This is a genomic window from Phenylobacterium sp. CCH9-H3, assembly GCF_001557235.1.
In the GTDB taxonomy this organism is placed as follows: Bacteria; Pseudomonadota; Alphaproteobacteria; order Caulobacterales; family Caulobacteraceae; genus Phenylobacterium.
The window spans coordinates 1-24314 of record NZ_LSJI01000042.1; the positions used below are offsets into that span (position 1 = coordinate 1).

The 24314-nt window shown below is 70.0% G+C and carries 18 protein-coding genes; 7 read left to right on the plus strand and 11 right to left on the minus strand.

The features are described from left to right. Nucleotides 1-149 precede the first annotated feature (149 nt). A complete protein-coding gene (locus AX721_RS03210) occupies nt 150-1562 on the plus strand; it encodes a short-chain fatty acyl-CoA regulator family protein (protein WP_068874599.1) in 1413 nt (470 codons plus the stop codon). Here the strand turns inward: AX721_RS03210 and AX721_RS27770 are convergent. After that, entirely contained in the window at nt 1559-2206 is a 648-nt protein-coding gene (locus tag AX721_RS27770; protein WP_068874600.1) for a PEPxxWA-CTERM sorting domain-containing protein, read from the minus strand. The genes AX721_RS03210 and AX721_RS27770 overlap by 4 nt on opposite strands. A 222-nt stretch (nt 2207-2428) precedes the next feature. Between AX721_RS27770 and AX721_RS03220 the strand changes: the two genes are divergently transcribed. Together AX721_RS03220 and AX721_RS03225 are read left to right on the plus strand one after the other, a co-directional pair. Then, nucleotides 2429-3562 carry a sensor histidine kinase gene (locus tag AX721_RS03220; RefSeq protein WP_156466979.1) on the plus strand — a complete coding sequence of 378 codons (1134 nt, stop codon included), beginning with the start codon at nt 2429-2431 and terminating at the stop codon, nt 3560-3562. 1 nt (nt 3563) lies between these two features. After that, nucleotides 3564-4301: a LytTR family DNA-binding domain-containing protein gene (locus tag AX721_RS03225; RefSeq protein WP_068874602.1), complete on the plus strand. Its 738-nt coding sequence runs from the start codon at nt 3564-3566 to the stop codon at nt 4299-4301. A 228-nt stretch (nt 4302-4529) separates the two neighbouring features. Here the strand turns inward: AX721_RS03225 and AX721_RS03230 are convergent, their stop codons facing one another. Together AX721_RS03230 and AX721_RS03235 are read right to left on the minus strand one after the other, a co-directional pair. Then, nucleotides 4530-9371: an NAD-glutamate dehydrogenase gene (locus tag AX721_RS03230; protein WP_068874603.1), complete on the minus strand. Its 4842-nt coding sequence runs from the start codon at nt 9369-9371 to the stop codon at nt 4530-4532. 199 nt (nt 9372-9570) lie between these two features. After that, on the minus strand, nt 9571-10704 hold the full coding sequence (locus AX721_RS03235; protein WP_068874604.1) for an AI-2E family transporter: 1134 nt from the start codon (nt 10702-10704) through the stop codon (nt 9571-9573). Between the two features lie 244 nt (nt 10705-10948). On the opposite strand from AX721_RS03235, the gene AX721_RS03240 reads away from it, so the two are divergent. Continuing rightward, nucleotides 10949-12448: a helicase HerA-like domain-containing protein gene (locus tag AX721_RS03240; RefSeq protein WP_068874626.1), complete on the plus strand. Its 1500-nt coding sequence runs from the start codon at nt 10949-10951 to the stop codon at nt 12446-12448. A gap of 31 nt (nt 12449-12479) precedes the next feature. On the opposite strand, the gene AX721_RS03245 is transcribed toward AX721_RS03240, so the two are convergent. Both AX721_RS03245 and AX721_RS03250 read right to left on the minus strand, forming a co-directional pair. Next, complete coding sequence (locus AX721_RS03245; protein WP_068874605.1) at nt 12480-13268, minus strand: PEPxxWA-CTERM sorting domain-containing protein; 789 nt, start codon at nt 13266-13268, stop codon at nt 12480-12482. A gap of 143 nt (nt 13269-13411) precedes the next feature. After that, nucleotides 13412-14191: an SDR family NAD(P)-dependent oxidoreductase gene (locus tag AX721_RS03250; protein ID WP_068874606.1), complete on the minus strand. Its 780-nt coding sequence runs from the start codon at nt 14189-14191 to the stop codon at nt 13412-13414. Nucleotides 14192-14245: 54 nt separating this feature from the next. Here AX721_RS03250 and AX721_RS03255 point away from each other — a divergent pair, with 54 nt between their 5' ends. Next, nucleotides 14246-14659 (plus strand): YkvA family protein, encoded by a 414-nt coding sequence (locus AX721_RS03255; RefSeq protein ID WP_068874607.1) that lies wholly within the window; start codon nt 14246-14248, stop codon nt 14657-14659. Nucleotides 14660-14665: 6 nt separating this feature from the next. Here the strand turns inward: AX721_RS03255 and AX721_RS03260 are convergent, their stop codons facing one another. The 4 genes from AX721_RS03260 to AX721_RS03275 form a co-directional block, all read right to left on the minus strand. Continuing rightward, a complete protein-coding gene (locus tag AX721_RS03260) occupies nt 14666-15601 on the minus strand; it encodes a DMT family transporter (protein ID WP_369796675.1) in 936 nt (311 codons plus the stop codon). Then, nucleotides 15598-16458, minus strand: a complete 861-nt coding sequence (locus AX721_RS03265) for an SDR family NAD(P)-dependent oxidoreductase (RefSeq protein ID WP_068874609.1) — start codon at nt 16456-16458, stop codon at nt 15598-15600. The genes AX721_RS03260 and AX721_RS03265 overlap by 4 nt, the downstream gene beginning before the upstream one ends. 76 nt (nt 16459-16534) lie before the next feature. Further along, on the minus strand, nt 16535-18160 hold the full coding sequence (locus AX721_RS03270) for a M56 family metallopeptidase (RefSeq protein WP_068874610.1): 1626 nt from the start codon (nt 18158-18160) through the stop codon (nt 16535-16537). Then, a complete protein-coding gene (locus tag AX721_RS03275; RefSeq protein WP_068874627.1) occupies nt 18153-18518 on the minus strand; it encodes a BlaI/MecI/CopY family transcriptional regulator in 366 nt (121 codons plus the stop codon). Before AX721_RS03275 ends, AX721_RS03270 begins: the two co-directional genes overlap by 8 nt. 122 nt (nt 18519-18640) lie before the next feature. Between AX721_RS03275 and AX721_RS03280 the strand changes: the two genes are divergently transcribed. Then, nucleotides 18641-20821: a TonB-dependent receptor domain-containing protein gene (locus tag AX721_RS03280; RefSeq protein WP_068874611.1), complete on the plus strand. Its 2181-nt coding sequence runs from the start codon at nt 18641-18643 to the stop codon at nt 20819-20821. 3 nt (nt 20822-20824) lie between these two features. On the opposite strand, the gene AX721_RS03285 is transcribed toward AX721_RS03280, so the two are convergent. Together AX721_RS03285 and AX721_RS03290 are read right to left on the minus strand one after the other, a co-directional pair. Then, nucleotides 20825-21823 carry an NADPH:quinone oxidoreductase family protein gene (locus AX721_RS03285; RefSeq protein ID WP_068874612.1) on the minus strand — a complete coding sequence of 333 codons (999 nt, stop codon included), beginning with the start codon at nt 21821-21823 and terminating at the stop codon, nt 20825-20827. Nucleotides 21824-21905: 82 nt separating this feature from the next. Further along, nucleotides 21906-22979, minus strand: coding sequence for a hypothetical protein (locus AX721_RS03290; protein ID WP_068874613.1), 1074 nt, complete (start codon nt 22977-22979; stop codon nt 21906-21908). A 155-nt stretch (nt 22980-23134) separates the two neighbouring features. On the opposite strand from AX721_RS03290, the gene rlmN reads away from it, so the two are divergent. Next, nucleotides 23135-24301 (plus strand): 23S rRNA (adenine(2503)-C(2))-methyltransferase RlmN, encoded by a 1167-nt coding sequence (gene rlmN, locus AX721_RS03295; RefSeq protein WP_068874614.1) that lies wholly within the window; start codon nt 23135-23137, stop codon nt 24299-24301. The last annotated feature ends 13 nt before the right edge of the window (nt 24302-24314 follow it).

A 24314-nucleotide genomic window follows, 5' to 3' on the forward strand; every position in this document is an offset into this window, starting at 1 on the left:
GATCTACACAAGCCAGTGAAGTTGTACGGGGCCTGCGACGCGACGCTCCGGAACACTCGCCGCGGAATACGCGCTATTTTTCCTCGCGGCTCAAATGACATCGTGCGAAGAGTTGGCCTTGGCGGGCGCCGCATTTGTGAAATTGTAAAATGCGATACAAGCTCTTCGTGGGACCCAAGGTGCGCAGCCTGCGCGCCCGGAACGGCTGGCGGCTGGAGGCCTGCGCGCGCAAACTCGGCATCTCGGTCAGCTATCTCTCCCAGATCGAGGCCAACCAGCGGCCGGTCACCGACCGCGTGCTGATGGGCCTGATCGAGACCTTCGGCGTGCCGGCCGAAACCTTCGAGGCCGACGGCGACCAGCGCCTGCTGGCGGACCTGCGCGAGGCCGTGGCGGAAAGCGGCTCGGCCGAAGTTCCCATTCCCTTGAGCGAACTGCGCCAGGTGGCCCAGCAGTCGCCCGGGCTGGCCCGCCGGTTCCTGGACCTGCACCGCGCGAACCACCGCCTCGCCGAGCGCCTGAAGCTGACCGAGGAGGCGGTGGCCCTGGACGAGGCCATGTCGGCGAGCTCCCTGCTGCCCTACGAGGAGGTCCGCGACTTCTTCCACTTCAAGGACAACTACATCGACAGCCTGGACCGGGCGGCCGAGGACCTGGCCCAGGAGATCGGCCTGGACCAGCCGGCGTCGGCGGACATGCTGCTGGAGATGTACCTGCGCGAGCGGCTGGGCGTGCGCGTACGCTATGCGCCCCTGGGCGACGTGATGCGCCGTTACGATCCCGCCGTGCACGAGCTGTGGCTGAACACCGCCCAGCCGGCCGCCACCCGGGCCTTCCAGATGGCCTTCCACGTGGCGGTGGCGAACCTCTCGGACATCATCGAGGCCGAGCTCAGCGACGCCCGCTTCAAGAGCCCGGAGGCGGTGGACGTCTGCCGCATCGGCCTGGGCAACTATGCCGCCGGCGCCCTCCTGACGCCCTATCGCCGGTTCGCGGCCGCGGCGCGGGAGCAGCGGCACGACGTGGAACAGCTCGCCGCCCACTTTGGGGCCAGCCTCGAGCAGGTGTGCCACCGGCTATCGACCCTGCAGCGTCCGGGCCAGCGGGGCGTGCCGTTCTATTTCGTGCGGCTGGACTATGCGGGGAACATCACCAAGCGGCACAGCGCCACCCGGTTCCGGTTCGCCCGGTTCGGGGGCGCCTGCCCGCTCTGGAACGTGCATGACGCCGTGGCCTCGCCGGACCGGTTCCTGGTTCAGGTGGCGTCCATGCCGGACGGCGACCGCTACCTCTGCGTGGCCCGTGCGGTGGTGAAGCGGTCGGAGAGCTATCTGGCGCCCGACCGCCGCTACGTGCTGGGCTTCGGCTGCGAGATCGCCCACGCCCACGAGCTGGTCTATTCCGAAGGCCTCGATCTCAAGGGCCCCGCCGCGCCGATCGGGGTCAGCTGCCGGATCTGCGAGCGCGACGACTGCGCCCAGCGGGCCTTCCCGCCGGTGGACCGGCGGCTCAGCGTGCCGAAGCACGAGCGCCGCACGGTGCCGTTCCGGCTGGGAAACTAGACGAGGGCCATCCGGCGGCGGCGCAGGATGGAGCCCGCCGCGCCGAAGCCCAGGATCATCATGGCCCAGGTGGCGGGCTCTGGAACCCCGGCGACCGGCGTGCCGGTGACCACCAGGTTGTCGAGCTGCAGGCCCCGCCCGGTGGCGAAGTAGTCGGACTGGAACTGGAAGCGCAGGTCCACGGTCCCGCCGGCGAACTGGCTCAGGTCGAAGGTGGCCCGGCCCTTCTGCGTTCCGGAGACGGCGGTGCTCCCAAGCTGCGAGAGGTTGTTGCTCATCGCCATGTAGAAGCCGGGTGTCGTCGGGGTCAGCAGATTCCGTTTGGGCTCGAACACGCCGGTGTCCGAAGCCAAGACGTTGAAACCGTCGTAGCGGTATTCCGAGACGAGATCGAAATCGAACTCCAGCAGGGCGTCGACGAAGTTCGTGAGGTCCAGCGAGAGCTGATAGTACGAGTATTCGTAGTTGGCGTAGCCGCCGGAGGCGTGGCCGACGATACCATTGCCCACCCCGAACTTGCCGCTCACCTGCTCCTGGTCGGTGAGGCCGCCCGAGAAGTTCTGCCGAAAGATCTGCGCCGCCTCGGCGCCGGTGGCCATCGAGGCCGCGCAGGCCAGGGCGGCCAGGGAAACAAGCTTACGCACGCTGATACTCCGTCTGTTGCTGGGATCGCGGCGAACCTGAGAGCCGGGCGGGGCGGCGTCAGCCGCAGGTCGACCTGCGGGGGTCGCCCTGCGCCGCATCGACGAAGGCGGTCAGGGCGGCGGCCAAGGCCGCTGTCGGGCCCGGCGCGGAATCGACCGGGCCGGACGAGTCTGCGACGAACCCTGGCGTCCGGGTCCCGCCCCTGGGCTATGATCGCCGCGATGCCAGCCGCCTTCATCCGCGAGATTGACCGCAAGACCGCCCGCCAGGCCCTCTGGCTGACCCTGGCGGTGTGGGGTCTCGACATCGTCTTCAACCTGCTGCCGATCGCCATCGACGGCCGGGCGAACACCGTGGTGGGCGCCAGCGTCCTGCTGATCGCGACCGTGGGCTGCGCCCTGTCGACCATCGTCTACGGGGCGATGGCGCGGCTGCGGCGACGGTCGACGGCGGTCCGCTACGGCGCCCTGGTCGCGCTGGCCCTGGCTTGCGGGGCGGTGAACTCGGCCGCTGACCTCACTCTGGGCGGCCTGCTGCGCGACCTGATCGACCCCGCCGCGGCCCAGCTTGCCAGCCAGCGCCTGGTGTTCCGGGGGGTCAGCAACCTGTTCGGCCTGTCGTGGATGTTTGGGCTGCTGGGGGCGTTCTACATGATGCTGCAGGCCAACCGGGCGCTGCTGGAGCACGAGCGCCAGCTTGCCGACGCGCGCACCGCCGCGGCCGAGGCCGAGGGCCAGGCCACCGCCGCCCGGCTCGCCGCGCTCCGCTACCAGCTGAACCCCCACTTCCTGTTCAACACCCTGAACGCCGTCTCCTCGGCCGTGATCACCAAGCGAAACGACGAGGCGGAGGACATGCTGGAGAAGCTGGCCGGCTTCCTGCGGGTCACGCTGGCGGCCGATCCGGAAGGGATGATCCCCCTGGAGGACGAGCTGGCCAACATCCAGGCCTATCTGGAGATCGAGAGCGTCCGCTTCCGTGACCGGCTGGGCGTGGATTTTTCGTGCCCCGACGACCTGCGCGGCGCCGTCGTACCCAGCTTCATCCTGCAGCCGCTGATCGAAAACGCGGTCAAGCACGGGGTCTCGCGCGCCACCGGCGCGGTCACCGTCCGCCTGGAGGTGGCGCGCGATGGCGACGACCTGGTGGTCCTGGTCGAGGACGACGCCGAGCGGCTGGGCGAGCCGGCCCAGGGCGGCGGCGTGGGCCTGAAGAACATCCGCCAGCGGCTGGAGGTCCTGTACGGCCCACGCGGCGTGCTTCAGACCACGGCGCGCGAGCGCGGGTTCCTCGCGATGGTGCGGATGCCGCTGATCCGGACGCTGAAGCCGAAAGCGGCGCGACGGGTGGCCTGAGATGCGCGTGCTGCTGGTGGACGACGAGCCCGCCGCCCTGGAGCGGCTGCAGGCGCTGTTCGAGCAGATCTCGGGCGTCGAGGTCGTCGGCGTGGCGCGCAATGGGCGCGAGGCCCTGGAGCAGATCCAGGCGCTGACCCCGGACCTGGTCATGCTGGATATCCAGATGCCGGAGCGCAGCGGCCTCTCGGTGGCGGCGACGCTGCCGGCGGACGAGCGGCCGGAGATCGTCTTCGTGACCGCCTTCGAGATGTACGGCGCCGACGCCTTCGACGTGGAAGCGGCCGACTATCTGCTGAAGCCGGTGCGCTTCGACCGACTGCGCCAGGCGGTTGAGCGGGCCCGCCGGCGCCGCACCCTGCGCGAGGCGCCGCCTGAGGTCCCGCCGGTGGCGGCCGAGGCCGTGTCGTTCTGGGTGCCGGGGCGCAACGGCCACGTTCGGGTCTCCGCCGCCGATCTCGACTGGATCGAGGCGGCCCGGGACTACGTGCTGCTGCACACCCCCACGCGGAGCCACATCCACCGGCTGACGATGACCGCGCTGGAGGAGATGCTGGACCCGGCGATGCTGACCCGCGTCCACCGCTCGGCCTTCGTGAACCTCAGCCGGGTCCAGGAGGTCCAGCGGCTGGGCAAGGGCCTGATCGCGCTCGTGCTGCGCGACGGCGTGAACGTCGCCGTGGGTCCGACCTATGTGAAGGCGGTGCTGGCGCGGCTGGGCCTCGGCGCCCCGGCCTGAGGTCGTTCGTCGACGCAAGGGCGGCGTCCATCGCACGGGGCGTGCGGCCAAGGCCTGCGCCGGGCAGGGTCGACGGGCTGACGCCGATCCAGGGGCCGCAATTTTCCCCGTGGCCCCGGACCCGCCTCCGCCGCCGCACCGGCCGGGTTTCCCCCGACCGGCCTCTCAGCGACGCCCCGCACCCCGATGCGGGCGCCTCCCCAGGGCGGCGGAGGTGGAACGTCCGGCTCAGCTCCGCCGCTTGCGCCCGCTCGCCGCCTCGGCGGCCAGTTCACGCAGCGCCGCATTGGCAATGGTGAGCTTGGCGAACGTCCAACCGCCCCCGCCGGCCTCGATTTCGTCGACGGTCCGCGTCGCGGCCCCGGATTGCTCTGGGCGCAGCGCCGCCCAGGCCGAGACCGCGCTGCGCGCGTGGACGTCGTCGTCGCCCGCCTGGGCCCCGCCGGAGAACGACATGATGGCCCGGGTGAGCTGGGTCTGTTCGGTGAGCAGATCCTCGATCAGGCGTCGCAGCGCCGTCCGCTCGAAAATGTCGCCGGCCCGGAACTCGCCCGCCGCCGCCCGAAGCCGGTCGAAGGCGAACGCCGCGCCCGTGGCGTAGTAGAGCCGGGCCACGTTCTGCAGCGGCCAGCTGGAGGCCTCGGCCAGGTCCACCAGGTCGGCGGCGGTGGTCAGGAAGCCCAGCGCGGCGACCGCCTTGGCCTGGGCCGGCGGGGCGCCGGCGTCCTGCAGCTGGCGGACGCGGTCGTCGAACTGGCCCCGCTCCACCGATGAGAGGATTTCCGGGATCAGGTCCTGGAGGCGGCGGAAGCCCGGGACGTACTGCGCCGTCAGCTCGGCCACGGTCAGCCCTTCGCGCCCGGCGCGGCGGGCCAGCCAGAAGGTGGCGCCGCGCAGGCCGGTCACCAGGCGGCGGAACAGCGCCATCTGGCCCGACGCCGGGATCTTGAGATCCAGCGCCTCGACCTGGGCCCAGAGCGTCTCGAAATCCAGCGCCTGTTTGGCGGCCTCGTAACCGGCGGTCAGCGCCACCACGTCGCAACCGGCCGAGGTCATGGTCCGCGAGGGGAAGCTGGGCCCGCAACGGTTGATCATGTCGTTGGCGATCACGGTCGCGATGATGTCGGGCCGCAGGCGGTGGGCGCGGATGGCGTCCTTGTACTTTCGCAGCGGCTTGGGGAAGTAGGCCTCCAGCCGGCCTTCGAAGAACGGGTCGCGGGTGGCGTGGCTGGCGACGATCTCCCGTTTCAGTTCCAGCTTGCCGTAGGCCAGCAGGACGGCCAGCTCGGGCCGCAGCAGGCCGCGGCCGGACTTGAGCCGTTCGGTGATCTCCATGGCGTCGGGCAGGCCCTCGACCGCCCGGTCCAGGCGGCCGGCCTGCTCCAGGTCGGACATGAAGCGCGCATGCGGCTCCAGCTCGCCGGCGGAATCCATCTCCAGCAGGGAAAGGGCCAGGGTCTGGTCGTAGTTGTGCACGAGGACGTGGCGCGCCACGTCGTCGGTCATGGTCGGCAGCAGCTTGTTGCGCTGGGCGCGCGTGAGCTTGCCCTGCCGCTCCAGGATCCCCGTGGTGATCTTGATGTTCACCTCGTGGTCCGAGCTGTCGACGCCCGCCGAGTTGTCGATGGCGTCGGTCTCGACCCGGCCACCGGCGGCGGCGAACTCGATGCGTCCCGCCTGGGTCAGGCCGAGGTTCGCGCCCTCGCCCACGACCTTGACCCGCAGGTCCGCGCCGTTGACCCGCACGGCGTCGTTGGCCTTGTCGCCGGCGTCCATGTGGGACTCGGTCCTGGCCTTCACATAGGTGCCGATACCGCCCAGGTAGAGCAGCTCGGCCGGCGCCTTCAGGATCAGGTTGATGACCTCGCTCGGCGACAGCTCCTCGGCCTCGGTTCCCAGGAATCGCCGCACCTCCGCCGTCAGCGGGATCGACTTCAACGCCCGGGAGAAGACGCCGCCTCCCTTGCTGATCTTCTTCCTGTCGTAGTCCTGCCAGGAGGAGCGCGGCAGGGCGAACATGCGCTCGCGCTCGGCGTAGCTCTTCGCCGGATCGGGGTCGGGGTCCAGGAAGATGTCGCGGTGGTCGAAGGCGGCCTGCAGCCGGATGCAGCGCGAGAGCAGCATCCCGTTGCCGAACACGTCGCCCGACATGTCGCCACAGCCGACCACGGTGAAGGGTTCGGACTGGATGTCCTTGCCCATCTCGCGGAAGTGCCGCTTCACGGCTTCCCAGGCGCCGCGGGCCGTGATGCCCATGGCCTTGTGGTCGTAGCCGACCGATCCGCCGGAGGCGAAGGCGTCGCCCAGCCAGAAGCCGTAGGACTCGGCCACCCCGTTGGCGATGTCCGAGAAGGTGGCGGTGCCCTTGTCGGCGGCCACCACCAGATAGGGGTCGTCGCCGTCGTGGGCGATCACGCTGTCCGGCCGGATCACCTTGCCGGCGGCGTCCAGGTTGTCGGTGATGTCAAGCAGGCCGGACAGGAAGGTCTTGTAGGCCGAGATGGCCTCGGCCCGGATGGCGTCGGGCGAGCCCTTCGGCAGCTGTTTCGGATAAAAGCCGCCCTTAGAGCCGACGGGCACGATGACGGCGTTCTTCACCTGCTGCGCCTTGACGAGGCCCAGCACCTCGGTGCGGAAGTCGTCGCGCCGGTCCGACCAGCGCAGGCCGCCCCGGGCCACCGGGCCGAAGCGCAGGTGGACGCCCTCGACCTGGGTGGACCAGATGAAGATCTCGCGGAAGGGCTTGGGCGCCGGCAGGTCGGCGAGCTCGCCGCTGGCCACCTTGAACGAAATATAAGGCTTCACGCCACCGTCGGCGGCGCGCTGGTAGAAGTTGGTCCGCTGGATGGCGCCGACCAGCAACGCCAGGCGGCGCAGTACGCGGTCGTCGTCGAGGCTTTCGACCAGCTGCAGCGCCTCGACGATCTCGGCCATCACCGCCTCGGCCTGCGCTCGACGGGCGTCGAGGTCGGCGGCGATCGCGGGATCGAACTTGATGCGGAACAGGTCGAGGATCAGACGGGTGACGCCCGGATGGTTCGACAGCGCCTGTTCCTGCACCCGCTGCGAGGGGTCCAGGCCGGACTGCTGGCGATAGCGGGCCAGGGCCCGGACCAGCGCGGCGTCGCGCCAGGGGATGGAGAGCTCCATCACCAGGCGGTTGAACCCGTCGTTCTCGGTGCGGCCGGTCCAGACCGCGGCCACGGCGTCTTCGAACACGTCCTTGATGTCGGCGAACACCAGGTTGCCGCCGCGGGGATCCTCGATCTCGAAGTCGTGGACCCACACCGCGGGTTGGCCTTCGGGCGTCACCCTGAAGCCGGCCTCGGCCAGGGCCTTCAGCCCCATGCTCTCGAGGATCGGCAGGACATCGGCAAGCGGCGCCGGCTCGCCCCGGCGGTACAGCTTGAAACGGAAGTGGAGCGGGCTGTCCGATGGCGTGCGATAGGCGCGCACGCGGATCGCCTGGCCCTCGGCGAAGGTTTCGAACTCGGCCGTGTCGGCCAGGGCCTCCGCCGCATCGAAGCGGTCGCGGTAGCCGGCGGGGAAGGCCTCGCGATAGCGCGCGACCATCTCGGCCACGCCGTCGGGATCACGGCCGCTCGCCCGCACGGCGGCGTCGAAGCGGTCCTCCCAGGTGCGCGCCGCCTCGGCGATCTCGGCCTCGACCTTGCGCAGGTCCGGGTTGCGATGTTGGCCCGGAGTGAAGCCGATAATGAAATGAACGCGCGCCAGCGGCGTGTCGTTGAAGCTGGGATAGTAGGCCGACAGCCGGCCGCCATAGGCCTCGGTCAGCAGCTCGCCGGCCCGTTTGCGCAGGTCGGAATCGTAGCGGTCGCGCGGCACGAACAGCAGAACCGAGGCGAACCGGTCGAAGGGGTCGCGGCGTTCGAACAGCTTCACCCGCGGGCGGTCCGACAGGTGCAGGATGCCCATGGCCATGCCCAGGAGCTCGTCCTCGCTGACCTGGAACAGCTCGTCGCGGGGGTGGTTCTCGACGATGTTCTTGAGGCGCTTCTCGTTGTAGCTGCCGGGCGCGGCGCCAGCGCGCTTCATCACCCGGGCGACCTTCTCGCGGACCAGCGGCACGGCCCCGGCAGGCTGGTCGTAGGCTTCGGCGGTGAACAGGCCGACGAAGCGGACTTCGCCCGTGGGCCGGCCGTCCTCGCCGTAGCGCTTGATGCCCACGTAATCCATGTAGCCGCGGCGGTGGACCCGGCTCTTCACGTTGGACTTGGCGATGGTCACGGCGGGATCGCGCACGATGCGGTCCTTGACCGCGCTCATCAGCACCGCCGGCTCGTTCGCCCGTCGCAGCACCGTGCGGTCGGGATCACGCAACACGCCCAGCCCGTCCTTGGCCTGATAGACGGGCTCCTCGGCGGCGTACTCACCGCTTTTGAGGCGCGGATACTCATAGACGCGGGCGCCCAGGAACACGAAGTGCTGGGCGTGCAGCCATTCCAGGAATTCGATCTCATCGGGCCGCGCCTTGCCGGTCTCCGCCAGCTCCGTCACGGATCTGGACATCAACGCGAGCATGGCGGGGAAGTCCTCCACCGCTGCGTGGACGTCGGCCAGGGTCGCCTTGACGCCGTCGAGCAGGGCGCGCTCCCGGTCGGGGCCGATGTTCTCGAGGAACACCTGGATCATCGACTCGCGCCGGGCGGTCCCGGAGGCGCCGCGCTGGCCGCTGCGGTCGCGCTGGACCTCGACGATGGGGTGGAACATCGCCCGGACCGACAGGCCCTGGTCGGCGATCTCGCCCATCACGCTGTCGACGAGGAAGGGGGCGTCGTCCTGGACGATCTCCAGCCGGTCCAGCTCGGCGCCCGTGGCCGCGGCGATGCGGATCTGAGGCGCGCGCCCGCGGCGGCGCTGGGCGAAGCGCCAGAAGTCGGCGAGGTTGCGGGCGAGGTCCGCGGACGAAAGCTCGGGCAGCTCGTCCGGCTGGGCGTCGTCGGCGGCCTGCTTGGCGAAGGCCTTCACGCCGATCGGCGCCGCATCGTCCTGAAGTTCGGTCTGAAGGGATTTGGCCAGCCCTGATCCGGCGCGGGGAGAACGGCTCATCGCCGCTCCTCCGCACCAGACGCGAGAACGGCGCCGGAGGAGAGTGTCCGGCGCCGCGTGCTTCCGTCGTGGGGGAGCGACGGAATGCTGGGTGCTCGCTGCGCCCGCGGGGTTGGGAAACGGACGCACCCGCCAGACGAATGTGTCGTCCAGCCAACAGTAGATAGGGAGGGGGTCGGCACAGTTGAAGTCCCAGCTCTCAAGATCGTGAACCGCGTTTCGCGGCCGGCTTTCGGGTCGGTTTGGCAGGCCCCTTGACCGATGGGGGCTCGACGGGGTGCTGCTGTTTCAGCTGGCCCGGGTCGCCGTCGGCCGAGAGGAGGACCGCGATCCAGCGCGTGCCGGCGAACTGGGCCAGGATCACCATCATGACGGTGGTGAGCGGCGTGGAGAGGAAGGCGCCGGGCAGGCCCCAGATCACGCTCCAGAAGGCCAGGGCCAGCAGCAGCACGATCGGGTCCATGTTGAGGCTGCGGCCCTGCATCCGGGGTTGGACCACATTGCCCACGAACATGCCGATCACCTGCAGCACGCCGAACAGGACGACGGCCTGCCAGAGTCCGTCGAACTGCACGAGGGCGAAGATCGGCGGCAGGGCCACGGCCACAATGCCCCCCACCACGGGGATGTAGGAGGCCATGAAGATCAGGATCGCCCAGAACAGGGCGTTGTCGAGGCCGACCGCCGCCATGGCGATCCAGGACGCTACGGCGATCATCAGCCCGGTCACCGTCTGAACCCAGAGATACTGCTCCACGCCGTTGCGGATGCGCAGGAAGGCGCCGACCGCCTCCTGGCGCTCCTCGCGGGTGGCGAACAGGCTGACGGCCTTGCGCTCCCAGCCTCGGCGGGAGGCCAGGATGAAGCCCAGGTACACCAGGACGAAGGCCGCCGTGGAGGCGAAGCTCTGCAGACCCCTCGCCACCTGGCCCAGGTGGCTCGCCGGGTCCAGTTGCTGGACGAGCTGGGTGATGGTCGGCGGCACGTCCATGCCCACCAGGCCGGCGATGCGGGCGATCAGCCCGTTCAGCTTCGGCGTGTAGGTGATCAGCTGGCTGGCGAAACTGGTCGCATTGTCGGCGATGAAGAACGTCGCCCCGCCGAAGATGACCACCGACAGCACCACCGCCAGGGGGGTCGCCGCGCGAGCCCCGACGCCCGGCAGCCGGGCCTGCAGCACGCGGGCGAAGCCGTCGATCATCACCGCCAGGAACATCGCCAGGGCCAGGGGCGTCAGGATGTCGGACAGCATGTAGAGGACGGCGCCGGCCGCGATGGTCGCCAGGATCACCAGGGCGTTTCGCGAGACCGGATCGGCGGCGGGGACGGGCATGCACGCTTTCGGGAGGATGGCTCGGCGGCAATGTCGGCGGCGTCGGCGTCGCCGTCAAATCGGGTGTGCTCTACCTTGAATACGTCGGAAGTGGGAGCGAATTTGCCCTCCGCGCGACAGTTTTCGGCAACGATGTCGCGTTCCGGCGGCCATTCTCGTCGTCGGCCCTGCGCTGAAGACGGAACGGCGCCGTTGAGCCCGTGACGCGGCGTGCGTAGTGATGGCGGGAAACCAGGAGTGGAAGATGGCCGACAACGGCGTGCTGATCGGGTTCTCGGACCATCCGGAGCAGCTTCTACTGAACCGCGCCAACCGCCACGGCCTCGTGGCGGGCGCCACCGGGACCGGCAAGACGGTCACCTTGCAGATTCTGGCCCAGGGCCTCTCGGATGCGGGCGTGCCCGTCTTCGCCGCTGACGTGAAGGGCGACCTCTCCGGCATCGCCGCCCTGGGCGCCCCCAACGAGAAGATGCTGGCGCGCGCCCAGACCATGGACCTGGCGCTCAATCCGGCCGCCGCGCCGACGGTGTTCTGGGACCTGTTTGGAGAGTCCGGCCATCCGATCCGCGCCACGGTCTCGGAGATGGGGCCGCTGCTGATCTCGCGGATGCTGGAGCTCAACGACGTCCAGGAAGGCGTCCTGATGGTGGTGTTCCGCGCCGCCGACGAGGAGGGCCTCTTGTTGCTGGACCTCAAGGACCTGCAGGCGGCCCTGACCTACGCTTCCGAGAACGCCAAGGCGCTCTCGGCCCGCTACGGCAACATCTCGCCCACCACCATCGCCACGATCCAGCGCAACCTGTTGGTGCTGGAGACCGAGGGCGGGACCAACATCTTCGGCGAGCCGGCGCTGGCCCTGTCGGACCTGATGCGCACCGACCCCTCGGGCCGCGGCTATGTGAACATCCTGGCCGCCAACCGCCTGATCGCCAGCCCGCGGCTCTACGCCACCTTCCTGCTGTGGCTGATGAGCGAGCTGTTCGAGGAACTGCCCGAGGTGGGCGACCCGAAGAAGCCGCGCCTGGCCTTCTTCTTCGACGAGGCGCACCTCCTGTTCCGCGACGCGCCCAAGGCCCTGCTGGAGAAGGTGGAGCAGGTGGTCCGCCTCATCCGCTCCAAGGGCGTCGGCGTCTATTTCGTCACCCAGAACCCCGCCGACATCCCGGACACGGTGCTGGGCCAGCTGGGCAACCGCATACAGCACGCCCTGCGCGCCTACACCCCGGCCGACCAGAAGGGCCTCAGAGCGGCGGCCGAGAGCTTCCGCACCAACCCGGCCTTCGACACCGCCGAAGCGATTCAGGGCCTGGGCGTCGGCGAGGCCCTGGTTTCGGTGCTGGACGAGAAGGGTGCGCCGACGGTGGTGCAGAAGACGCTGATCCGGCCCCCGGCTTCGCGGCTCGGGCCGCTGCAGCCGGCGGAGCGGACGGCGGTCATGGCCGCCAGCCCGGTCCGCGGGGTCTACGACGAGGTGGTCGACCGCCAGTCCGCCTATGAGATGCTGCAGCAGAAGGCCGAGCCCGAGCCGGAGGCCCCGGCGCCGAAGCGGGGGCCGTGGGCGGGCGACGAGGCCTCGGGCCAGCCAGCGCCGCGCGCCCGGGCCTCCAACCGCCAGAGCATGGGCGAAGCCTTCGCCAAGTCGATGCTGCGCACCCTCGGCAGCCAGGTGGGCCGCGAGCTCATCCGCGGCGTCCTCGGGGGCCTTACGGGCGGCAGCCGGCCCACGCGGCGGCGGCGGTACTGAGCGTCGGCGGTTGGCCGCCCAGCGCCCGAGTCTAGGCGCAAGCGCGACGCCGCGCGCGGAGCGACCCGCCGGCCAGGGCGAACCCCAGGAGGAGCAGCGCCCAGGCGCCGGGCTCGGGGACGATCGCCGGCTCTTCCTGGATCTCCCAATAGAACTCGCCCAACACCCGGCCGCGGTAGTTGGAGCCGAACTGGAGGCCGGCGATGTTGGAGAAGTTGGTCAGCGACAGGGTGTAGGTCTGGCCCCCGACCAGGGCGAAGTCCCCGTCCCCGGTGCGTGGAAGGGGCGCGCTCGGATCGGTGAGGTCGATGATCGTCACCCCGTCCATCAGAAGGTCCCAGCCGGTGAGGCCGAACGTGCTGGTGCTGGGGACACTCGGGTCGACGCGCAGCTGGCCCTGCCAGATCAGCACGCCGTCGCGGTCGGCCTGGAAGGTGTAGGACCAGTTCGGGTTCAGGCCGTTGAAGGAGGCGCCGATCAGCCCGACGTCGTCGATGTTGGTGAAGGACCAGGCGAACAACGTCTCGACGCTGCCCGACGAGCCGTCGGCCGCCCACGTCCCGTAGACGCTGCCCGTCGCCAGGGCGCCCGCAAAAAGATCGTCCGTCAACACGCTGGACTGCGACGTCGCGAATGCCAACTGGTTCGCCGGGACGCCGCTCCAGGCCTTGGCGTCCGTGTCGGTGTCCGAAAGACCGAAGCCGTTGATGAAGGTGTGGCTCTGCACCTGGGCCTGGCCGGAGATCGGCGTCAGCGCGTAGGCGCTGCCGCTGCAGGCCGCACCGAGGACCGCCAGCACGGCGATGGCCAGTCTGCGCATCTCAACCCCCAGCCGCCTGCAATAGGCGAGACTTGGAACCAACCATCAACCAGTGCGCGAGTCCACGGCCAAGCCGCCGGCGCAAGAAATAAAGGAGCCCCCGTCCACGCGGAGGCTCCCATGTTCGTCGATGCGGAGAAAACCTAGCGCGGCGCCATGCGGATGGCGCCGTCCAGGCGGACGTCTTCGCCGTTGAAGTAGCCGTTGGTGATCATGGTCAGCGCCAGTTGCGCGTACTCCGGCGCCTGGCCCAGGCGCTTCGGGAACGGCACCGAGGCGGCCAGGGCTTCCTTCACCTGCGGCGGAGCGCCGGCCATCAGCGGGGTCTCGAAGATGCCCGGGAGGATGGTGTTCACCCGGATGCCGTCGCCGGCCAAGTCGCGGGCGATGGGCAGGGTCATGCCGACCACGCCGCCCTTGGACGCCGAATAGGCCGCCTGGCCCATCTGGCCGTCCTCGGCCGCCACCGAGGCGGTGTTCACGATCGCGCCGCGCTCGCCGTTGATCGGCTCGAGGTCCAGCATGCCCTTCGCCGACTTGGCGATGCAGCGGAACGTGCCGACCAGGTTGATCTGGATGATCCAGTTGAAGGCGTCGAGCGGGAAGTGCTTGGTCTCGCCGGTCTGCTTGTCGCGGCTGGCGGTCTTGAAGGCGTTGCCGGTGCCGGCGCAGTTCACCAGGATCCGCTCCTGGCCGTGGGCCGCGCGGGCCTTGGCGAAGGCGGCGTCGACCTCTTCTTCCGAGGTGACGTTGCACTTGCAGAACACGCCGCCCACCTCTTTGGCGACGGCCTCGCCCTTGGCCTCGTTCATGTCGAAGATGGCGACCTTGACGCCCTTTTCGGCCAGGGCGCGGACCGTGGCCTCGCCGAGGCCCGAGGCGCCGCCCGTGACCACCGCCGCGACGGATGAATTGAGTTCCATGGACGCTTCGCTCCCATATGATGGCGTAAGTGAATTCGGCGAAGGCTTAGCCTGATGAGCGCCCGCGAAAAAGCGTCACCCGACGTCAGCTTCGATCCGGAGGCCGAGATCGCGCCCAGCCGCGCGCTGGTCCCGGCCGTGATGAAGCTGAACGAACAGCGGGTGGACCAGGGCTTCTGGCCCAAGATGCGCCGGGTGGCGGCCAAGGTGCCGTTCGCCAAGGAGGCGCTGTCGGTCTGGTACTGCGCCAAGGACGACGAGACGCCGCTGGCGGCCAAGGGGATGATGCTGGCCGCCCTGGCCTACTTCGTCATGCCCGTGGATGCGGTCCCCGACTTCATCGCCGGCCTCGGCTACACCGACGATGCGGCGGTCTTCACCGCCCTCCTGGCCCTGCTGGGCCGCAACCTGAAACCCAAGCACAAGCTGGCCGCCAAGCGCGATATCGAGCGGCTGCGGGGGGACTGATCGCCCTCAGCGCGCGTCGGGTTCCGCGGAGAGCCGGGCCGAGCGCGCGATCTGCTGCTCGCGGATCGTGATGAAGAGGGTCGAGGCCACCACGATGGCGGCGCCGGCGATGGTCCAGACCCCGGGGATCTCGGCGAACAGGAAGAAGCCGATGGCGGCGGTGAACACCAGCCGTGTGTAGTCGATGGGGGCCATGGCGCCCGCATCGCCCAGCGACATGCCTTTGATGTAGCAGGCCTGGTTGACCGTCGCGATCACGCCCATCAGGCAGAGCAGCAGGAGATCCGTGGGCGCCGGGACGCGCCAGGTCAGGATCGCGCCCGGGATCGAGAGCACGAAGCCCAGCACCGCCGACCAGACCAGGATCACCGTGGTGGAATGGTCGCGGGTCAGCACCTTCATCCCCGTCACCGTGAAGGCGAACAGCAAGGCCGAGGCCAGCATGGCCAGCGCCGGCAGGCCGATGGCGAACGCTCCGCCCGCCCCGGGGCGGATCATCACCAGCACCCCGACGAAGCCGAAGATCGCGGCCCCGATGCGCAAGGGGCCGACCGGCTCCTTCACGATCAGGGCTGCCAGCGGCACCAGCCAGAGGGTGCGCGTGAACGACAGCGCGTTGGCGTCCGCCAGCGGCATCTTCTGGAAGGCGTAGAACGACAGGATCATCCCCACCGTCCCGGCCAGGGACCGGAAGATCAGGATGCCGGGCCGGTCTGTGGCGAAGGCGGCGCCTCGATGCCGCAGGATGACCGGGAGCAGCACCACCACGCCTGCGGCCTGGCGGTAGAAGGTCTGCAGCGCCGCCGGATAGTCGTCGCCCAGGAACTTGATGAGCGTGGTCATCACCGAAAAGGTGACGGCCGAGAGCAGCATCCAGAGCGCACCCTGGAGGTTGGGCGCGAGGCCGGGGCTGCCGGAGGACTGTGCGCCCCCGCCGGTCACGACTGGGCGGGCTGCGGCGGCGCGAGGTCCCCGAACAGTTCGGCGAACGGCGAGGGGCCGGCAGCGTCCCAGCTATGCCGTGGGCCAACGGTGATGCCGCCGTCGACGACGAGGTGCGTCCCGGTGACGAAGGCCGAGGCGTCGGAGGCGAGGTACAGCGCGGCCTGGGCGATGTCGTCGGGCAGGCCCGCCTTGGGGACGGGCTGCACCTTGGGCGCGTTCTCGACCACCTGGGCGGCCATCTGGTCGGCGACCGCGCGCGGCAGGCCGAAGGAGGCGCCGAAGATCGAGGTGGCGATCAGGCCGGGGCAGATGGCGTTGACGCGGATCCTCTGCGGGCTGAGCTGGGCGGCGGCCACCCGGCTCATGTGGATCACGGCGGCCTTGGCCGAGGAATAGGCGATGGGGCCGTAGCCGGCCTGAAGGCCCGCGATCGAGGCCGTATTGACGATGGCGCCGCCGCCCCGCGCCAGCATGAGCGGCACGGCGTGCTTCATGCCCAGGGCGGGGCCGCGAACCAGGACGTCGTAGATCCAGCTCCAGGTCTCGGCCTCGATGGCCGGGATCTCGCGCATGGCGTCCGAGATGCCCGCGTTGTTGAAGAGAATGTCCAGCCCGCCGAACTCGCTGGCGGCCACGTCGAGGGCGGCTTTGATCTCGGCCTCCCGGGTGACGTCGCAGTGGGCGTAGCGGACCCGTCCCGGGAACCGCTGCTCCAGCATGGCGCCCTTCTCGTCCTGGATATCCGCGGCGACGACCTTCGCGCCCTCGGCCACGAACAGCTCCACCGTGCCCAGGCCGATGCCCGACACGCCGCCGGTGATCACCGCGACCTTGCCTTCGAGTTTGCCCGCCACCGCCGCTTCCCCTCTGTTGGTTATCGGCGATCAGTAAGCGGCGGCGGACAGGCCGGCAACCCGGATCCGCGGCGGGTCAGCAGCTCTCTGTCCGGCAGCGGTCGCGATAGCTGCGCCAGGCGTCGTCGCTGGTTCGACTGAGCTCGGCGGCAGTGGCGTCGAAGATGCCGCGCGCGCCGTCCATCTCCGCCGCCGTTTCGGCGCGAAGGGTCGGGGTGACCACCACGGGCCGGCCGTTGGGCAGGGTGAAGGTGCGGGTCTCGCCCGCGCGCATCTCGACCGTGGCGGTCTCCTCGGGACGGAAGCGCTTGCTGAGGCTGGCGGTCACCCACAGCCGCTCGCCTCGCTGGGTGACGGCGGTGAACAACCGCTCCCGGCTGCCGTCGGCGATGTAGGTCCCGGTCCGGAAATAGCGCTGCGAGCCGAAGGAGGTCAGGTCGGTCATCAGCGGCCGGCCTTCCGCGTCCATGCTCGTGGCGACGAGCCGGACCGCCGAACCCGGCTCTACCGACGAGCGGCCGGCGGCGGCGAAGATGCGACGGGGCGGACGCTCGGATCGCGGTTCCGGGCGGGGGTCGGGCTGCGGTCGCGGTTCGGCGCCGCGCTCATAGGCCCAGCGGGGGCGGTCGCGTTCCCGCAGGTTCGGAGCCGACTGGGCGTCGGCGTGCGCCTGGGCCAAGGCTCCGCCGGGCGCCGGCGGGATGACCGGCGCAGGCGCCGCCGGCGCCGCGACGCGGTTCGACATTCGGGCCAGCGGTGGCGTTTCGGCGGCCCTGATCCGGGCGAGCGCCGGGGTCGCCGGCAGTGTGGCGGTGGGCAGTTGGATGAACTCCACCCGCGCGGGCTTTACCGACCAGGCGGAGCCCATCGCCGCGAGGGTCAACGCCGTCAGCAGCATGAAGCCCAGCGCCTGCTGGCGCGGATCGGGCGCCGCGCGGGAGAGAAGCCGGATACGCTCGGCCAGCGGGTGGGCCTGGGCGGGGAGCCAGTAGCAGCCCAGCGGCAGCGGGCGAGTGGCCAGCTGGGTCTTCAGCATCGCCTCGGCGTACGAGCGGCGCACCTTCGGATGCTCGGCGATCACCTGGGCGTCGCAGGCCAGTTCCTGGTCGATCCGCAGGAGACGGGACGCCAGGTGCAGCATGGGGTTGAACCAGTTCACACAGCGCGCCGCGGCCACAAGGGCGTTGATCCGCGTGTCGTGGCGGGCGATGTGGGTCTCCTCGTGCGCCAGCACCACGAACTGCTCGCGCGCGGAATAGCGACGGCCGAAGTCGGACGGCGTGACCACCCGCGGCCGCAACACGCCCACGGCCGCGGGGCCGGCCAGACCGGCCTCGGCGTCGCGGGCGAACTGGGCCTGCCGCCACCCGATCCAGGCCAGGTTGGCGAGGATGCCCGCGACCCAGAGCCCCGCGATCAGCGGCCAGACTTCGAACGGCGCCGCCTCCGGACTGGACGCGCCCGCCTGCGCCAGCTGCGGCGCGGCGGCGGCGTCACCAGGCGGGGCCGCCCGGACGGCGACCGTTTGCACGCGCGCCGGGAGCAGCATGCCCGCGGCGGCCAACGGGACGAGCAGCCACAGGCCGTAGGCGATCCGCGGCCCGAACAGCTTCCGCGCCGGCGCGCGCAGGACCAGCACCAGCGCCACGGCGACCGCCGCAGCCAGGTTCGCTGCGGCGAGGGTCAGCAGGGTGTCAGTCATCTTCCAGGTCCGAGATCAGTTTCTTGAGCACCTGGATGTCCTTGGCCGTCAGGGCGCGGTGCTCGGCGAAGTGCGCGACGAGCGGAGCCACCTCGCCGTCGAACAGCCGGTCCACCAGGCTCTGGCTCTCCGACTGCACATAGTCGGTGCGGCTGAGCAGCGGCCGGTAGAGGTAGCCCCCGGCCTCGCGCCGGCCCTCGATGGCCTTCTTGCGCAGCAGCCGGGTGATCAGGGTCTTCACCGTGCCCGGCGCCCAGCCGTGCGCCTCGCCAACTTCCTCGACGACGCCGTCGGGGGTCAGCGGACCCTTCCGCCACAGCGCCTCCATGATCTGGCTCTCGGCGCCCGAGATCTTCACGGCCAAGCCCAATCCTCCGCCTTACCGAAAATACACGTGTATTTTGGACGAAAGTACAGCTGTATCCTGTCTGAACGCGGCCGCGGTGGCCAGTGACTTCGCGTACATGTTCGGAGGGGTTCATGTGTAAAAGGCTGATCTGGCTGGCGAGCGTCGCCCTGCTGCCCACGGCGGCCCTCGCCCAGCACGCGCCGAAGCCCGAGTCGAAACCACCCGCCGCTGGAACCGTGGGGGAGGTGGTGGTCACCGGCCAGGCGCCGGCGGTGCAGGCCTCCATCGACCGGCGGAGCTACAGCGTCGCCTCCGACCTGCAGGCCCAGAGCGGCTCCATCGGCGACGCCCTGCGCAACGTGCCCTCGGTCGAGGTGGACGTGAACGGCAACGTCGCCCTGCGCGGCGATCCGAACGTCACCATCCTGATCGACGGCAAGCCCTCGGGCCAGTTCCGGGGCGAAGGCAAGGGCCAGGCTCTACAGGCCCTGCCGGCCGATCGGATCGAACGCGTCGAGGTGATCACCAATCCTTCGGCCGAGTTCCGCGCCGACGGGACGGCCGGCGTGATCAACCTGATCACCAAGAAGGCCAAGGGCGTCGGCCAGACCGGCTCGGCTCGCCTCACGGTCGGGACCAGCGAGCGCGTCTTCGCCAGCGCCAGCACCGGCTACAACGGCAAAAACCTGAGCGTCTCGGCCGACGCCTTCTTCCGCCACGACCCGCAGAAGCAGCAGACCGGCGAAGAGCGCGCCCGGCTGGATCCCGCGACCGGGCGCTTCGCCGACACCACAGTCGCGGGGCTGAACCATGTCACCGTCGAGCTGATGGGGGCGCGGGCCAGTGCGGACTACGACGTCGATGCCGACACCCGCCTGAGCGGCGAGTTGCGCCTGCAGCGCTTCCGGTTCGACCTCGACGGCCTGACGCACACCGAGCGGCGCGACGGTCTGGGCGCGGTGGCCGAGGTGTTCGATCGCCAGACTCGCGTCCGCCAGGAGCGGTTCAACCGCGAGCTCACCACCAGCCTGCGCCGCAAGCTGGAGGGCGAGGGCCACGAGCTCTCGCTGAGCCTCAGCTACGAGGCGACCGACTATGACCGGGAGCGCACGGGTGCCACATTCAGCCGCCTGCCGGCCTCGCCCGAGGCCTTCGACAGCCAGCCGACCTACAACGACTACCAGCAGGTCCAGGTGAAGGGCGACTACGTCCGCCCGTTCGCCGACGGCTCCAAGCTGAAGCTGGGCTTCGACGTCCAGCGGGACGACAACAGCCAGCACAACATCGGGTTTCGGGGGCCCACGTCGCCGCCCACGGTCCCGGACCCCTCGCTCACCAGCCTCTTCAAGCTCGAGCAACTGCTCGCCCAGGCCTATGTCACCTACGAACGGCCGATCGGCGATGTGACGGTGCTGGCCGGACTGCGGCTGGAGGACTCCCGCATCGACCTCACCCAGGTGACGTTGAACCGGGAGGACGAGAACGATAGCGCCCGGGCCTACCCGAGCCTGCACCTGTCGTGGAAGGCCACCGATACCCAGACGTTCACGGCGAGCTACAGCCAGCGCGTCCAGCGGCCGGATCCGGATGTCTACAATCCCTTCCCGTTCCTGCTCGACCCCGTGACCTATCGGTCGGGGAACCCGAACCTGAAGCCGCAGCAGACGCGGTCGTACGAGCTGGGCTGGCAGTACCGCAAGAGTCCGGTCAATTACCTGGCGACCCTGTACTACCGGGAGAACGACCGAGTGCTGTCGGACGTCACCCGCGACCTGGGGGGCGGCGTATTCCTGATCACCCGGGACAACGTGGCCCAGACCAGGGCGGGCGGGCTGGAACTGGTGGCCAACGGGCGGCTAGGCCCGAAGATCACCTACAACGTCAGCAGCAACCTCTACTGGAACGAGCTCGACGGCTCGGCCCAGGGGCTGACGGACAAGCGCTCGACGGTGACGGTCTCCGGCCGCGCCAGCCTGAGCTGGCAGGTGACGCCCGACGACCTGATCCAGCTCAGCGGCTTCGCCAACGCAAAGCGGCTGACCGCCCAGGGCTACGTCAAGCCGGCCGGAATGCTGAACATCGGCTATCGCCACAAGTTCAACGACCGGATCTCCGGCCTGGTGACCATCCAGGACGCCCTGGACACCTTCTCCTACACGGAGATCGTCGACACCCCGAGCCTGACACGGCGGGTGTCGCAGAGCGTCGACACGCGCAGCGTCTCCATCGGCCTCGTCTGGACCCTGGGCCGCGGCAAGGCGCGCGACCCGGGCTTCGACTTCGGCGGGGGCGGCGGACCGCCCTCGCCATAGCCGTCAGACGGTGACGACCACCTTGCCCATGGCCTTGCGGCTGGCGAGGTGTTCGATCGCCTTGGCGGCGTCGGCCAGCGGGAAGGTCTCCGAAACGTGCGGCTTGATCTTGCCGTCGGCGTACATCTGCAGGAGCTCGGCGACGCTCTCCTGGTGCTTCTTGGGGTTCTTGCCCACCCAGGCGCCCCAGAACACGCCGACGATCTCGCAGCCCTTCAGCAGGGCCAGGTTCAGCGGAATCTTGGGGATTTCTCCCGCCGCGAAGCCCACCACCAGGTACTTGCCCTCCCAGGCGATGGAGCGCAGCGCCGGCTCGGCATAGGCGTCGCCAATGGCGTCATAGATCACGTCGGCGCCGTTCGGGCCGGTGGCGTCCTTGAACAGCGCCCCCAGCGCCTTCTGGCTCTCGCGGTCGAACGGGCCCTTGGGATAGACCACGCCCGACTTGGCGCCGCGGCTGAGGCAAAGGTCCACCTTCTCCTGGCTGGAGGCGGCGGCGATGACGTTGGCGCCCATGGCCTTGCCCAGTTCCACAGCCGCCAGGCCGACGCCGCCCGCGGCGCCCAGCACCAGCAGCGACTGGCCGGCCTGCAGGTTCGCCCGGTCCTTCAGGGCGTGCCAGCTGGTGCCATAGGTCATGATGAAGGCGGCGGCGTCTTCGAAGGGCATGGAGTCGGGGATCTTCACCAGCCGCGCGGCCTCCAGGGCCAGCTCCTCGGCCATGCCGCCCCAGCCCGTGTTGCCCAGCACCCGGTCGCCCGGCTTCACGTGGGTCACGCCCTCGCCCACCGACTTCACGATCCCGCTGATCTCGCCGCCGGGCGAGAAGGGACGCTCGGGCTTGAACTGGTACTTGTCCTCGATGATCAGCACGTCGGGGAAATTGACCCCGATGGCCTTCACCTGGACGACCGCCTGGCCGGGCTTGGCCTCCGGCGAGGGCACGTCCTCCAGCACCAGGGTCTCCGGGCCGCCGACGGCCTTGCTCAGAAGTGCTTTCATGGACGTCTCTCCCGGTTGGTCTGGCGATTTGCGGCGCGACCCTAACCAAGTCGAACGGATGTTTGAAGCCCGCGGGCGCCCGTCAGGCGGAAAGCACGTCCGAGACGGGCCGCCGAAGGGATCGCGGCAGGCCCGGCCCCTGGCCAAACCGGACGACCAGGTCGGGCCGGCGGCCCGATGTTCCCAGCCAGGCCGCGAACGGGCCACGGGTGGCGGCGTCCTCCACGGGCTGGTTGAGAAACGCGGTCCGCAGGCCGGCCACCTCGGCCATCAAGGCAAAGCGGGTGTAGGCGCGGCCCGCCTCGAGCCAGCCGCGCGGATCGTTCGTGGCGGCCGAGAAAGCCGCGAGGCCGGCGGAACTGCGCATCTGGCGGACGATCTTGTCGGTCTCGCCTTTCTCGGTGAACGCCAGGTCGAAGGCCGGCGCCCCCAACGCCCGGGGCAGCGTCGGGTTGCCGGACGAGGCGGCATAGAGCCCGTCGCGGCGGCGCACAGCCTCCGCGGCGTCGAAGCGGATCCACGCCTTCAGCTCGCGCCGGAAGGCGGCGCTGCGGACCTGGGCGGCGTTGCCGCGGACGATGAACTCCGTGGCCCGCTCCAGCCGCGCGCGGTCGGTGATGAGCACGGTCTCCACGGTGTCGCCGCCGGCGCGCTCCAGCCTTGCGAGCACCTCGGCGGGCGCCGGGCGGCCGTCATACTCGCCCCGGGTCGAAGCGCGGCGAGGGATCGCCGGCGCCAGTTCGGCCTCCGCCCGCGCGGTGCGCTCCAAGGCCAGCCTCACGCCCCCGACCGGGTCGAAGCGATCGACCTGCCCCCGCCAGCCATAATGCGGCGCGGCCTGCAGCAAGGTCTCTGCAGCGCAGCCGAGGCTCGCGAACAGGTGATGGTCGTCCGGATCGACCACCGGCGCCCGCCGGTCGAAGTCCGGCCGGATCCGGATGGCCTGGCCCTCCACGACGAACCGCCATGGCTGGGTGTTGTGGCTGTTCGCCGCCAGCGTCGCGGCATGCACGAGCGCCCGGGCCGGAAAGCCGGGCCCGTCGGGCTCGATCAGCCGCCAAGTCGCAGTGACGGCGTCGCGATAGGACCCGCTCGATCCGCAGGCGGCCAAGGGCGCGGCGGCCAGGCCAAGCGCCACCGTTCGGCGTGAGAGCATGCGGAGGCCTCCTGTCGCGTCGCCCGTTTCTCCCACCCGAGGGCGAGCGGCGCCTTGACCCCCGTCAACGCCTGCGGCGACGCGTCCGGCGGCAGCGATTTGGTGACGGACGCCGTGTCACCTATATTCGCCGCTCTCCAGAAGGACCGAATTCCTTGGGCGTGACCCTCGACCTCAGCCGCGCGCCGGCCCGACCTCTGGCTGCGACGGCGCCAACGAATCTGACCGGCCTCAGCCGGACGGAGCTGGCGGCCGCGCTGGTGGAGGCGGGCGTGGTGCCGAAGGAGAAGGCGAAGATGCGCGCCAGCCAGCTCTGGCGCTGGATGCATCACTACGGCGTCACCGACTTCGCCCAGATGACCGACGTCGCCAAGGAGACCCGCGCGGCCCTGGCCGGGGCGTTCAGCCTAGCCCGCCCGGAGGTCGTGGAGCGCCAGGTGTCGAAGGACGGCACCCGCAAGTGGCTGATCCGCATGGGGCCCGGTATCGAAGTCGAGACGGTCTATATCCCCGACGTGGGCCGCGCCGGCGCGCTGTGCGTCAGCTCCCAGGTCGGCTGCACGCTGAACTGCACCTTCTGCCACACCGGCACCCAGGCGCTGGTGCGCAACCTGACTGCCGCCGAGATCGTGGCCCAGGTTCAGGTGGCCCGCGACGACCTCGGCGAATGGCCCTCGCCCAAGGAGGACCGCCGCCTCTCGAACATCGTGTTCATGGGCATGGGCGAGCCGCTCTACAATCTCGACAACGTCGCCCAGGCCATCGACATCATCGCCGACAACGAGGGCATCGCCATCTCGCGGCGTCGGATCACCGTGTCGACCTCGGGCGTGGTCCCGCAGCTCCAGGCGCTCGGCGAGAAGACCCAGGCCATGCTGGCCATCTCGCTGCATGCCACCAACGACGAGCTGCGCGAGAAGCTGGTGCCGCTGAACAAGAAGTACCCGCTCAAGGAGCTGATGGACGGCATCCGCGCCTATCCGGGCCTCGGCAACGCCAAGCGGGTGACCTTCGAATATGTGATGCTGAAGGGCGTGAACGACAGCCCGGCCGAGGCCAAGGCCCTGGTGCAGCTGCTGAAGGGCATTCCGGCCAAGATCAACCTGATCCCGTTCAACCCGTGGCCGGGGACCGAGTACGAGTGCTCCTCCTGGTCCACGATCGAGCAGTTTGCGGCGATCCTGAACCGTGGGGGCTACGCCTCGCCGATCCGCACGCCGCGGGGTCGCGACATTCTCGCCGCCTGCGGCCAGCTGAAGAGTGAGAGCGAAAAGCTGCGTGCGTCCGCGCGCCGCAAGGCCGCGGCCGAAGCTTCGGAATAGAAGCGCGGCTGTG